The sequence below is a fragment of the Clostridium sp. AM29-11AC genome, from assembly GCF_003480545.1.
Classification (GTDB): domain Bacteria; phylum Bacillota; class Clostridia; order Lachnospirales; family Lachnospiraceae; genus Otoolea; species Otoolea saccharolyticum_A.
In genome coordinates, this window is the sequence record NZ_QUJI01000003.1 from 157,857 (window position 1) to 171,001 (window position 13,145).

A 13,145-nucleotide genomic window follows, 5' to 3' on the forward strand; every position below is an offset into this window, starting at 1 on the left:
TGAGAAATCTCAAAATTTCTGATACAGAGGTGATTAAGAAAAAGAGAGGCAGGCACAGCTGCAGCTTTTCAGCGGAAATGCAGCTATGCCTGGACGTTTAACAGAACCTCAAATCCAGCCCAGATTTAAGACTGCAGTGCCGGCGCTTAAATAGGAGGCGAACAGACACCAGAGAAGATAGGGAAGCTGAAGGAGGGCAGCTCTCCTGCTGATGCTTCCAAATTCCCGGATCATCTGGAGTACGGCCGCTGCCAGAAGAACAGCCAGAACCGTTCCCCCGAAGCGAAGCCCGAGACGGAAAAAGACGATGGGCCAGAGAAGGTTCAAAAGGAGCTGAAACAGGTAGGAAGCAGAGGCAGGTCTCAGGTCTGCCCCTTTTTTGATCCCCTCACGGATGACCAGATAAAAGCCAAAACCCATGAGAAGATATAAGAGGGTCCATACCACAGGGAAGACGGCCCCGGGAGGGCTCAAGGGAGGCTGATGGAGAGAGGCGTACACCGAGAGGATGTCCCCGGAGGCCCGAGAGGACAGAAAGCCCCATAAGAGCGGAAAGAGGGTGAAGACTGCCGCGGCCAGAGGCGAAAAGGAGGAGGGAGATTTTTTAGAATTCATGGTCTGTGTCCTTTACAGATGCGCTGCAAAATGGCAGCCAGAGCGGAACTGGTCAGTCCCCCGGGGATCCTGGAAGGGACTGTTCCAGTCCGGCTGTCCGGCTTTCTTTTCTGCAGGAAATTTATTATAATATATGGCAGAGAGCGCAGATTTATGGCTTCAGTTTCGAGCAGGGATGAAAACAGGCGGGAATGGAGGCAGCTGCGCACAACGAAACAGAGGCGAGAGAGAAAATGGGGCAGAATACCCGGCCAGGATCACAGGAGAATGGAGCGTCACAGAAGAACGGAGGTTTATAAAGATGTCTGAGAAGAACGGGAACAAAAAGGACAGGGCGGTCACAGAGAAGGTGAATGCGAACCAGATGAAAGAACACCAGACAAAAGCAGAGCAGATAAGCACAGAGTACCGGGCAGTGTATCCCTCTCCGGTGGGACTCCTCACGCTGACAGCCAGTTACGATGCCCTGAAAAGCCTTGCCTTTGAAAGGGAGCGGTATCCCAGAATCCCTGAAAAGGGAACCCGGATCACTGTGGTTCAGGAGCCCTCCGGCGTTCTGGCAGAGGCGTTTCGGTGGCTGGATCTCTACTTTTCCGGCCAAACCCCTGATTTTACTCCGCCCCTTGCACCGGAGGGAAGTGAATTCCGCCGCCTGGTGTGGGAGGAGCTTCTGAAAATCCCATACGGCAAGACCGTCACCTACGGAGCCATTGCCGGGGCAGTGGCAGAGAAGAAAGGGCTTAAGCGCATGTCCGCCCAGGCGGTGGGAGGGGCAGTAGGACATAATCCCATCGGCATTATCATTCCCTGCCACCGCGTGGTGGGCTCCGGCGGAAACCTGACGGGGTTTGGCGGCGGAATCCAGGCAAAGACGGAGCTTTTAAGGCTGGAGGGCGCTGATATGAAGTCCTTCTATGTGCCAAAGAAGGGGACAGCGCTGTAGAAAATCAATTTTCTTCTGCCGCACTATTTTTCGAATACCTTCTTTAAGGCCGGATAGAGAAGCCGGAATGTTTCATATCCCTCCTCATAGGCTTTCACAAGAGGTTTTTCGGGGAGTACCGTCTCCTTTACCCTGCAGAGCTTCTCCACGGCTGCAGGAACAGATGGAAAGGCACCGCCTGCAACTGCGGCCAGGATGGCTGCGCCGAAGGCAGGCCCCTCCTCGTTGGCCGGCACTTCCACCGGAAGGCCCAGGATATTGGCAGCCAGTTTCTTCCAGAGAGGAGACTTGGCGCCGCCTCCGCAGATGCGGGCAAAGGACGGCGCGTTCTTCTGAGCCCTGGCGATTTCCAGGGAATCCCGCAGGCCGTAGAGGACGCCCTCCAAAACGGCCTGGTTCATGTCTGCCCTGGTGGTGGAGGCATCCATTCCGATAAAGGCGGCCCTGGCGTTCGGATCATTGTGGGGGGATCGCTCTCCCATCAGGTAGGGAAGATAGAAAACCCTGTTATGGCCCAGGGACTCTATCTGAGCCTGTTCTGTGTCATTGTCGCTGGTGTGCAGGACCTGCTCTGTCCACCACTTCCAGCAGGAGGCGGCGCTGAGCATGCAGCCCATCATGTACCAGCCCCCGTCGGCATGGGAAAAGACGTGAAGGGCATTGGAGGGGACCGGACAAAACTGGCTGGAGGGAATGAGAATGGTCCCGCTGGTTCCAAGAGACAGGCTGCATCCGCCGGCAGCAGCCGGGCTGTGGCCTGTTCCCTCTCCGGTTCCCTCTGCGCCTGTGCCGATAATCCCGTTTCCCACAGCGGCTGCCGCATTGTCAGAGGCTCCGGCAGCAGCGAAGACTGTGTCTGGAAAGCCCAGTTCTGCTGCGATTTCAGGGAGCAGAGTTCCTGTCTGCTCAAAGCTCTCACAGAGACGGGGCAGGACAGATTCGCTGATGCCGCACAGACGGAGCATTTCCTCTGACCAGCACCTGTTTCTTACGTCCAGAAGAAGGGTTCCGGCAGCGTCTGAATAGTCCGTGCAGAACTGTCCCGTCAGACGATAGTTTACATAATCTTTCGGAAGCATGATTTTGCGGATCCGTCTGAACAATTCAGGTTCATGGTGCTGCATCCACAGGATTTTCGGGGCGGTAAAGCCTGCAAAGGCGATATTGGCCGTCTGCTCGGACAGCCATTCCTTCCCTATCTCCTGATTCAGCCAGTCTGTCTCACGGCCGGTTCTCCCGTCATTCCACAGGATGGCCGGCCGGATCACCCGATCTTCCTCGTCAAGGGCCACCAGTCCATGCATCTGTCCGGAATAGCTGACTGCCCGGATCTGTGACCTGTCAATTCCCTGCGTCAGCTTCTTTAAACCGGCCATGGTCTTTTCAAACCAGTCGGAAGGGTTCTGCTCTGACCAGCCCGGTTTCGGAAAACAGATGGGATATTCCTCTGTTACCGTGTTCCATACAGTTCCTTCCTCGTCCATCAAGAGGAGCTTGACGGCCGAGGTTCCCAGATCAATTCCTATAAAATACATAAATTCCTCCCATATATCTGCAGCCCGGACAGGAAAATCCGGCCGGGCTGCAGATAAAACATTCAAAATGATTCCTAATTAATTCAAAACATTCATAAACAATAGGTCTTCCCTATTCCATCCGTCCAAAGGGGTTTTCCGTCGGATAACGGACGCCCTTCGGCTGATTGTAGCCGATCTCCTCCACCGGCACGCCCAGATATTTGAATACCTCGAAGAGCTCTCTTCCGAAGCGCCCGAAGGCAACGGCCCCGTGGTGAGGGAAGTTTTTCTCAATCAGCACATGGCGGTAGAAGCGCCCCATCTCGGGGATGGCAAAGATTCCGATGGAGCCAAAGGATCGCGTCGCCACAGGGAGTACCTCGCCCTCTGCGATGTAGGCACGAAGCTGATTGTCTGCCGTGCTCTGAAGGCGGTAGAAGGTAATCTCTCCGGGAGCGATGTCTCCCTCCAGAGTTCCCTGCGTCACCTCCTCGGGAAGGGAGCGGGCCATGATCATCTGGTACTTCATCTCGCAGAAGGACAGCTTTTCAGAGGCGGTATTGCCGCAGTGGAAGCCCATGAACGTATCCTTTAAGGTATAGGGGAATCTGCCCTTGATGTCCTCCTCGAAGAGATCCTTCGGAACCGTATTGTTAATGTCCAGAAGTGTTACCGCATCCTGGCTGATCACTGTGCCGATGAACTCGCTGAGAGCGCCGTAAATGTCAACCTCACAGGAAACCGGGATTCCCTGGGCGGTCAGACGGCTGTTTACATAGCAGGGCACAAATCCGAACTGGGTCTGGAAGGCAGGCCAGCATTTTCCGGCAATGGCCACGTACTTGCGGTAGCCCTTATGATCCCGGATCCAGTCCTTTAAGGTCAGCTCATACTGGGCCAGACGGTGAAGGATCTCCGGCTTTTTGTTGCCGGCTCCCAGCTCTTCTTCCATCTCTTTTACAATCTGCGGGATTCTCTCATCCCCGTCGTGCTTGTGGAAGGCCTCGAAAAGGTCAAGCTCTGAGTTTTCCTCGATCTCAACGCCCAGGTTGTAGATCTGCTTGATGGGGGCGTTGCAGGCCAGGAAGTTTAAGGGTCTCGGGCCGAAGCTGATAATCTTAAGCTCCTTTAAGGCTGCCACAGCCCGCGCCACAGGAAGGAACTCGTGGATCATGTCGGCGCATTCCTCCGCGTCACCTACGGGGTACTCCGGTATGTAGGCTCTGATATTTCTGAGGGCCAGGTTGTAGGATGCGTTCAACATTCCGCAGAAGGCATCGCCGCGCCCCTGTGTCAGATTGGAGCCGCTCTCCTCGGCGGCGGCAATAAACATCTTGGGCCCGTCAAAATGCTTGGCAAGCAGAGTTTCGGAGATCTCCGGGCCAAAGTTTCCCAGATATACACACAGAGCGCTGCAGCCGGCCTTTTTAATATCCTCTAAGGCCTGAACCATGTGGATCTCGCTTTCCACGATGCAGACAGGGCATTCATAGATATCGTCGGCATCATATTTGCTCCTGTAGGCATTGACAAGAGCCTCCCTGCGCGAAACGGACAGGGATTCGGGAAAGCAGTCGCGGCTGACAGCCACGATTCCCACCTTGATTTTTGGAATGTTTTCTGAGTGTTTCATGTTTGCTTCCTCCTGGTTGATAAAGTGATGAATAATAATAACAGCAGAGCAGACAGCCCGGCAATACAGCTCAGACTGCAGGTCAGCGGAGGGAGACCTGCCGGCTGAATTTCAGCCTGACTGGCCTCACGCTCCCTATGGGGAGGCTGCCTGTCTGACAGGACTTCAAATTCAGCGCTGTCTGTGCCGCTCCTGTCTTTGTATTAATCAAAATTATAACTCATTTAAAAAGACCTGGCCTTATCCTTTTACGGCTCCTGCCATGGAGCTTTCCGGTATTTTCATAGCACAGAATACAGGCATAATGACGAGCGGACTTATCGGCAGATGACGCCCGGATATACGATACTATAGCCTGTCTCGTACACGCCCGAAATGTTTACGGGATAGATCATCCTGACAAAGAGTTCAGGCTCTGCCGGCTTCCGTCAAAAATAATAGCAGCAGAAAATCCTGCATAAAAAATAGAGCTGTGAATCAGAAATGTACACACTTTTTTACAGGATCAATTACGGCGTCAGTATTCGGATAATATATAGAGATATTATACAATGTCTGCTGGCGGACTTCAACAGTGTACCAGAGAGAACTCCCATAAGCTGCACTGCCGGGTTCCGAAAAGCAAAGCAGAGCAGGATAGCCCCTGAAACCCCGAAAAGCAAGGTAAAATCAGGGAAAATCAGAGAAAAGGTACTTGAAAAATACAAATTTTCCTGTACAATAGAATAGGCAGAATTCAGAGGGGGACGTAAAAATCCCCCTCTTTTAAACATAGAGAAACACGCCCCGGCGCCTGCAGGTGCAGCTGCAGATACAAAGACAGATGACAGCCGGGCGTGGATTGCAGCAAAGGAAGCCATAAAAGCCAAATTAGGAAAATGAAAGGGAAAAAACATGATTAGTGCAAGCAATGTAACATTACGGGTAGGGAAGAAAGCACTGTTTGAGGATGTAAACATCAAGTTTGTGGAGGGCAACTGCTACGGCCTGATCGGCGCCAACGGAGCAGGAAAGTCAACCTTCTTAAAAATCCTTTCCGGACAGCTGGAGCCTACAAACGGAGATGTGATTATCACCCCGGGACAGCGTCTTTCCTTCTTACAGCAGGATCACTTCAAGTACGACAAGTACCCGGTTCTCGACACGGTTATTATGGGAAATGCCCGCCTGTACGAGATCATGAAGGAGAAGGAAGCTATCTACATGAAGGAGGACTTCTCGGAGGAGGACGGAGTCAAGGCTGCAGAGCTGGAAGGCGAGTTTGCCACCATGAACGGCTGGGAGGCCGAGTCTGATGCGGCGAACCTCTTAAACGGACTGGGAATTGAGACAGAGTACCATTACCAGATGGTAGGCGACCTGACAGGCGCCCAGAAGGTCAAGGTGCTTCTGGCCCAGGCCCTTTTCGGAAATCCGGATATCCTTCTTCTGGACGAGCCGACAAACCACCTGGATCTGGATGCCATCGCCTGGCTGGAGGAGTTCCTGATCAACTTTGAGAATACCGTTATCGTGGTCTCCCATGACCGTTATTTCTTAAATAAGGTCTGTACACAGATTGCCGACATTGACTACGGCAAGATTCAGCTCTATGCCGGAAACTATGATTTCTGGTATGAGTCCAGCCAGCTTATGATCAAGCAGATGAAGGAGGCCAACAAGAAGAAGGAGGAGAAGATCAAGGAGCTTCAGGAGTTCATCCAGCGCTTCTCCGCCAACGCCTCCAAGTCCAAGCAGGCGACCTCCAGAAAGAAGGCTCTGGAAAAGATCCAGCTGGACGAGATCCGTCCTTCCAGCCGCAAGTACCCATACATCGATTTCCGCCCGGAGCGTGAAATCGGAAATGAGGTGCTGACCGTGGAGAACCTTTCCAAGACCATCGACGGAGTGAAGGTGCTTGACAACATTTCCTTTATCCTGAACCGGGAGGACAAGGTGGCTCTGGTAGGCCCCAATGAGCAGGCAAAGACCGTGCTGTTTAAAATCCTGGCAGGAGAGATGGAGCCGGACGAGGGAAGCTACAAGTGGGGCGTGACCACCACCCAGGCCTACTTCCCCAAGGACAACAGCGCAGAGTTTGACAATGACGACATTATCGTAGACTGGCTGACACAGTATTCGCCGGTGAAGGATGTCACCTATGTCCGCGGCTTCCTGGGCCGTATGCTCTTTGCCGGAGACGACGGCGTGAAGAAGGTGAGAGTTCTCTCAGGAGGAGAGAAGGTTCGCTGCATGCTCTCCAAGATGATGATCTCCGGTGCAAACGTGCTGATGTTTGACGAGCCTACAGACCACCTGGACATGGAGTCCATCACTGCGCTGAACAACGGAATGACAAAATTCCCGGGCGTGATTATCTTCTCATCCCGTGACCACCAGATTGTCCAGACCACAGCCAACCGCATTATGGAGATCGTAAACGGCAAGCTGATCGACAAGATCACCACCTACGACGAGTACCTGGAGAGCGATGAGATGGCAAGAAAGCGCCAGGTATTTACGCTGACAGAGGCTGAGGAGAACGAGGACTAAGGGGCAGAAGAAAGCCGGCAGCTGTCTTTCAGGCGAAGCAGCTGCCTGCTGTTTCAAAACGAGGAGGCATACCATGAATAAGAAACCGGTGCTGGTGATTATGGCAGCAGGGATGGGGAGCCGCTACGGCGGCTTAAAGCAGATCGATCCGGTGGATCACGACGGAGATCTGATTATCGACTTTTCCATTTTTGACGCAAAGGAAGCAGGCTTTGAGAAGGTTATCTTCATTATCAAGAAGGCCATTGAGAAGGAATTTAAGGAGCACATCGGAAACAGGATGGAGAAGCACATTCAGGTAGAATATGTGTACCAGGAGACAGACTGCCTTCCGGCGGGCTACAGTGTTCCGGAAAACCGTGTAAAGCCATGGGGAACAGGGCACGCGGTCCTCTGCTGCAAAGATGTGATAGACGGCCCATTTGCGGTGATCAACGCAGACGACTACTATGGAAAGACGGCCTTCCGCGAGATCTACCGCCAGCTCTCTGAGCAGGGGGACAACGAGAAGTACCAGTATGCCATGGTGGGCTACAGACTGTACAACACCCTGACAGAGAACGGCCATGTGTCCCGGGGCGTCTGCACGGCAGATGAGAAGGGCCATCTGGCTGACATTCACGAGCGCACACGGATAGAAAAGCATGGGGACAGGGCGGAATACACAGAGGACGGAGGAGCTACCTGGACCTTCCTTCCTGAAGATACCCTGGTGTCCATGAACATGTGGGGCTTTACAGAGAGTATGCTTAAGGAGCTGGAAGGGCGCTTTACAGTATTTCTCGACAAAAACCTCCCCGTAAACCCGGAAAAATGCGAGTATTTCCTCCCCTTTGTGGTAGATGAGCTTTTAAAAGAGGGGAAGGCTGAGGTGACAGTCTTAAAGAGCGCCGACAAGTGGTACGGTGTTACCTATAAAGAGGATAAGCCGATGGTGATGGATGCCATCCAGGGACTGAAGGATTCGGGATATTATCCTCAGAAGCTGTGGCAGGAGCAGTAGTGGAAAGCTGCCTCTGCCTGCAGAAAGAAAATACGCCGGGCGGGCTTTCAGGCATATAGCCGGGAGAGCGAAGCCTGGAAGAAGAGCGGAGAAAACAGAAGAAAACGGAAAATAGCAGGATATAACAGAAAATAACAGAAGATAGCAGGGAAAGAAGACCTGCCTGAAGGACAGCCGCTTTTGCCCGATACGGGGCGAGAGGGCTGTCTTTATTTTATATAACAGGAAACTTCGTTCCCTGTTATATAAAAATGCTCCGCGGGGATCGCACTGCGCCGGGTTCCTGTTATCAGGAGCTGGAGGACTGCAGTCTGGGATCAGGACTTAAATACGCATATCTCCAGTTTATTTCATCTGGCTGGAAAATATTTCTGGAAATAAAAACAAAGATGGAAAAGATAAAAATTTCTGTTATAATTGTTTCGCAGACAGAAGCGGTGCATAATTTATATAAGGGAAAGATGCATTCCCGCTCCGGCAGCCCTGGCTGAGTTCAGAACCCTGTTTTCAAACCTCAGAACACGGCGGCCGGAGAGAGGGAATGCGGGTAGGAAAGGAGATTTTTTATGAAAAAACTGACTGGCAGTCTGCCGTTTCGCCTCCTTCTGGGAGTGGCGGCAGGTATTCTCATCGGCCTCTATGCAAATGAAGGGCTGATGAATCTGGTTGTCACGCTGAACTACATTATGGGACAGTTTATCAATTTCTGTGTCCCCCTCATTATTATCGGGTTTATTGCCCCGTCCATCACAAAGCTGGGCAGCAACGCCTCCAGGATGCTGGGAATCGCTCTTCTGGCGGCCTATGCATCCTCCCTGGGAGCAGCCCTGTTTTCCATGGCAGCAGGATTTGCAATCATTCCCGGGCTGTCCATCAACCCCAATGTGGAGGGGCTGAAAGAGCTTCCAGAGGTGGTGTTCCAGCTCTCCATACCGCCGGTTATGGAGGTTATGAGCGCGCTGGTATTTTCTGTGCTCATCGGCCTTGCAGCCACCTGGACAAAGGCGGGCACTATTACTTCTGTGCTCGATGAGTTTCAGAGAATTGTGCTGGATATTGTAAAGAAGATCATTATTCCTCTTCTTCCGTTTTACATTGCCATGACCTTCTGCTCCCTGGCCTATGAGGGTTCCATTACAAAGCAGTTCCCGGTGTTTGTGCAGGTGATTCTGATTGTTATGGTGGGTCACTATATCTGGCTGGCCCTTCTCTATGGACTTGCCGGTCTGTATACAGGAAAGAATCCTCTGAATGTACTTCGCAATTATGGGCCCGCCTATATCACGGCTGTGGGAACCATGTCCTCGGCCGCTACCCTTGCAGTGGCTCTGGAGTGTGCCAAGAAGTCTGAGCCTACGCTCAGGGATGACATGGTCGACTTCGGAATCCCGCTGTTTGCCAATATCCACCTGTGCGGCTCTGTGCTGACAGAGGTTTTCTTCGTCATGGTTGTGTCGAAGATTCTCTACGGAGCGATCCCGGATCTGCCTACCATGGTGCTGTTCTGTGTGCTGCTGGGCGTGTTTGCCGTGGGAGCACCCGGTGTTCCTGGAGGAACGGTTATGGCATCCCTGGGACTTATCACAGGCGTCCTCGGCTTCGACGAGATGGGAACTGCCCTGATGCTGACTATCTTTGCCCTTCAGGACAGCTTCGGAACAGCCTGCAATGTAACCGGAGACGGAGCCCTCACCCTGATACTGACCGGATATGTGGAAAAGCATAAAATTGCCCGTCAGAAGATTAGTGCAGGACTGTAGAGCCATTGTACGGTTCCCGGGTATAAAGAAATTAAAATCAGACAGAGGCTCGCTTCCCGAAGGACAGATATCTGCGGGAAGCGGGCTTCTGTTTTTTGTTTATGGAAATCCCATCAGCTCTCCCGTGATGAAGGAGGAGCGAGAAGGAACACATGGCGGCAGAGGAAAGTCTGCGGCTGAAGCGATCCGATCCCCTTCCAAAATATACAAGAAAATGCTATACTAAAGCCACAGTGAGACAGCTGCCGGCAGAGAGCAAGCTGCAGCGTGCAGTGCCCTTTTGCTCTGTCTCTGCGCCGAAAGACAGGGACAGGGCTTAGGGAGATAAGGAGAACAATACAGAATGAAAAAGATGATTTCATGGAATGTGAACGGCCTGAGGGCCTGTGTGGGAAAGGGCTTTCTCGACGTATTTCGTAAGCTGGACGCAGATATTTTCTGCATTCAGGAGAGTAAGCTTCAGGCCGGTCAGATTGATCTTGATATACCGGGGTACTATCAGTACTGGAGCTACGCTGACAAAAAGGGCTATTCAGGAACTGCGCTTTTTTCAAAGGAGGAGCCCATCAGCGTGGTCTACGGCCTGGGAATTGACGCCCACGACCACGAGGGGAGAGTGATTACGGCAGAGTATGAGGACTACTATGTGCTGACCTGCTATACGCCCAATTCACAGAATGAGCTGGCCCGTCTGCCCTACCGCATGGAGTGGGAGGACGCCTTTCTCGCCTATCTGAAGAAGCTGGAAGAGAAAAAGCCGGTCATTTTCTGCGGAGACTTAAATGTGGCCCACAGGGAGATCGATCTGAAAAATCCCAGGACAAACAGGAAAAATGCGGGCTTTACCGATGAGGAGAGAGGAAAGTTTTCCGCCCTGCTGGATGCAGGCTTTATCGATACCTACAGACATTTCTACCCGGATACGGAGGGGGTCTACTCCTGGTGGTCCTACCGCTTTAAGGCCAGGGAGAAGAACGCCGGGTGGCGTATCGACTACTTCTGCGTTTCAGAGAGCCTGGAGGACAGGCTGGTGAGCGCTTCCATCCACACGGAGATTATGGGCTCTGACCACTGCCCGGTAGAGCTGGTGATCAAGTAAAGGGCTGAGGGCCGGAGAAAGCGGGAATAAGAACCCTGCACATTCAAGACAGCCAGAAGCCATAAGCCGACACCGCTGAAACCAAAAGACGAAACAGTCAAAACTATAGGCTGGAACGGCTGAAGCGGGAAGCCAGAACAGGAGAGAACGGACATGAATTTACTGACAATCGAACATCTCACAAAATCATACACAGAGCGTCTGCTTTTTGATGACACTGCATTTTCCATCAACGAGGGGGAAAAGGTAGGAGTGATCGGAATCAACGGAACCGGAAAATCCACGCTGTTAAAGATAGCGGCCGGACTTGAGGAGCCGGATCAGGGAAGCGTGGTGAAGGGGAGGAACCTCTATATCCGCTACCTTCCCCAGAACCCTGTCTTTGAGCCCGGGTATACGGTATTGGAGAGTGTGATCCGGGAAAATGAGGGCCATGAGCAGGCCTGGGATCTGGAGGGACAGGCCAAGAACATGCTGATGAAGCTGGATGTGCCGAACTGGACGGCGAAGATCGAGACGCTCTCCGGCGGCCAGAGAAAGCGGGTAGCCCTGGCGAGCGTCCTGCTCTCCACAGCCGATCTTCTGATCCTGGACGAGCCCACCAACCATTTAGACAGCGCCATGGCTGACTGGCTGGAGGAGTATCTGAAAAAGTTCAGGGGCGCCCTTCTCATGATCACCCATGACAGGTACTTTCTGGACAGTGTGACCAACCGGATTGTGGAGCTTGACAAGGGGAAACTCTACAGCTACCAGACGAATTACGAGGGCTTTCTGGAGCTGAAGGCGGAGCGGATGGCCATGGAGGAGGCGTCAGAGAGAAAGCGCCAGTCCATCCTCCGGGTGGAGCTGGAGTGGATGAAGCGGGGAGCCAGGGCGCGTTCCACCAAGCAGAAGGGGCGGATCCAGCGGTTTGAGGCCCTGAGTGCCAAAAGCGGCCCTGAGTATGACGGGGAGGTGGAGCTTGGCTCCATTGCAAGCCGCCTGGGAAGGACCACGGTGGAGCTTAAGAATCTTAGCAAGGCCTACGAAGGAAAGACTCTGATCCGGGACTTCAGCTATATTTTTCTGAAAAATGACAGAGTCGGCTTCATCGGACCCAACGGAAGCGGAAAATCCACTCTGATGAAGATGATTGCCGGGTGGGTGAAGCCTGACAGCGGGGAGATAGAGATCGGCCAGACAGTGAAGCTCGGGTATTTTTCCCAGGAAAATGAGGCCATGGACAATGACCTTAGAGTCATTGACTACATTAAAAATGTGGCCGAGTATGTGAGGACGCCGGACGGCAGCGTCTCCGCCTCCCAGATGCTGGAGCGGTTCCTGTTCCCTCCGTCTGTGCAGTATACGGTGATCGGAAAGCTGTCCGGCGGAGAGAAGAGGCGGCTGTACCTGCTGAGAATCCTGATGGATGCTCCCAACGTGCTGATTCTGGACGAGCCTACCAATGACCTGGATATCAGAACGCTCACGATTCTGGAGGACTATCTTGACAGCTTCCAGGGCATTGTCATCACTGTCTCCCACGACAGGTACTTTTTAGACAGGGTTGTGAGAAGGATTTTTGCTTTCGAGGGAGATGGAAAAATCTGCCAGTATGAGGGCGGATTTACAGACTACCAGGCTTCCAGACAGGAGAGAGAGGAGGCAGAGGAAACTGCAGGAGCCAGGGCCGGAAGAGAAAAAGGCAGAGAGGCTGCCGGGGACGGTGAGGCCGACGGCAGTCAGGAGAAAAATTCCAGAAAAAACTGGAAGGAGGGCCAGGTTAAAAAGCTCAAATTCACCTACATGGAGCAGAAGGAGTGGGAGACCATCGAGGATGAAATTGCAAAGCTGGAACAGAGGATCGAAGAACTGGGGCCTGAGATCGACAGGGCTGCCAGAGATTATGCAAAGCTGTCTGCTCTGATGAAGGAAAAGGAAGAGACAGAAGCGCTTCTGGAGCAGAAAATGGAGCGATGGATGTACTTAAATGAACTGTCAGAACGGATTGCGCAGCAGAACAGCCGTTAGCTGTTAGTTATATTTAGGAAGAAACAGAAA

The 13,145-nt window shown here is 52.7% G+C and carries 9 protein-coding genes; 6 read left to right on the forward strand and 3 right to left on the reverse strand.

Translation table 11 applies throughout. The features are described 5' to 3' along the window. Nucleotides 1–108: 108 nt before the first annotated feature. The gene (locus tag DW757_RS03630) at nt 109–615 is read right to left on the reverse strand and encodes a TspO/MBR family protein (protein WP_118751032.1); all 507 of its coding nucleotides are present in this window, start codon (nt 613–615) and stop codon (nt 109–111) included. A 133-nt stretch (nt 616–748) separates the two neighbouring features. Here DW757_RS03630 and DW757_RS03640 point away from each other — a divergent pair, with 133 nt between their 5' ends. Then, a complete protein-coding gene (locus DW757_RS03640; protein WP_182433243.1) occupies nt 749–1,558 on the forward strand; it encodes a methylated-DNA--[protein]-cysteine S-methyltransferase in 810 nt (269 codons plus the stop codon). Between the two features lie 23 nt (nt 1,559–1,581). Here DW757_RS03640 and xylB read toward each other — a convergent pair whose 3' ends face one another. After that, the gene (gene xylB / locus DW757_RS03645; RefSeq protein ID WP_021966685.1) at nt 1,582–3,093 is read right to left on the reverse strand and encodes a xylulokinase; all 1,512 of its coding nucleotides are present in this window, start codon (nt 3,091–3,093) and stop codon (nt 1,582–1,584) included. Between the two features lie 112 nt (nt 3,094–3,205). Then, the gene (locus tag DW757_RS03650; protein WP_118751034.1) at nt 3,206–4,708 is read right to left on the reverse strand and encodes an L-fucose/L-arabinose isomerase family protein; all 1,503 of its coding nucleotides are present in this window, start codon (nt 4,706–4,708) and stop codon (nt 3,206–3,208) included. Nucleotides 4,709–5,602: 894 nt separating this feature from the next. On the opposite strand from DW757_RS03650, the gene DW757_RS03655 reads away from it, so the two are divergent. The 5 genes from DW757_RS03655 (at nt 5,603) to DW757_RS03680 (ending at nt 13,115) form a co-directional block, all read left to right on the forward strand. After that, nucleotides 5,603–7,240, forward strand: a complete 1,638-nt coding sequence (locus tag DW757_RS03655; RefSeq protein WP_015574646.1) for an ATP-binding cassette domain-containing protein — start codon at nt 5,603–5,605, stop codon at nt 7,238–7,240. Between the two features lie 73 nt (nt 7,241–7,313). Beyond that, the gene (locus DW757_RS03660; protein ID WP_008396347.1) at nt 7,314–8,243 is read left to right on the forward strand and encodes a sugar phosphate nucleotidyltransferase; all 930 of its coding nucleotides are present in this window, start codon (nt 7,314–7,316) and stop codon (nt 8,241–8,243) included. Nucleotides 8,244–8,809: 566 nt separating this feature from the next. Then, nucleotides 8,810–10,003 (forward strand): dicarboxylate/amino acid:cation symporter, encoded by a 1,194-nt coding sequence (locus DW757_RS03670; protein WP_008396345.1) that lies wholly within the window; start codon nt 8,810–8,812, stop codon nt 10,001–10,003. A 343-nt stretch (nt 10,004–10,346) separates the two neighbouring features. Further along, nucleotides 10,347–11,102, forward strand: a complete 756-nt coding sequence (locus tag DW757_RS03675; RefSeq protein WP_008396343.1) for an exodeoxyribonuclease III — start codon at nt 10,347–10,349, stop codon at nt 11,100–11,102. 153 nt (nt 11,103–11,255) lie between these two features. Beyond that, nucleotides 11,256–13,115 carry an ABC-F family ATP-binding cassette domain-containing protein gene (locus tag DW757_RS03680; protein WP_118751035.1) on the forward strand — a complete coding sequence of 620 codons (1,860 nt, stop codon included), beginning with the start codon at nt 11,256–11,258 and terminating at the stop codon, nt 13,113–13,115. The last annotated feature ends 30 nt before the right edge of the window (nt 13,116–13,145 follow it).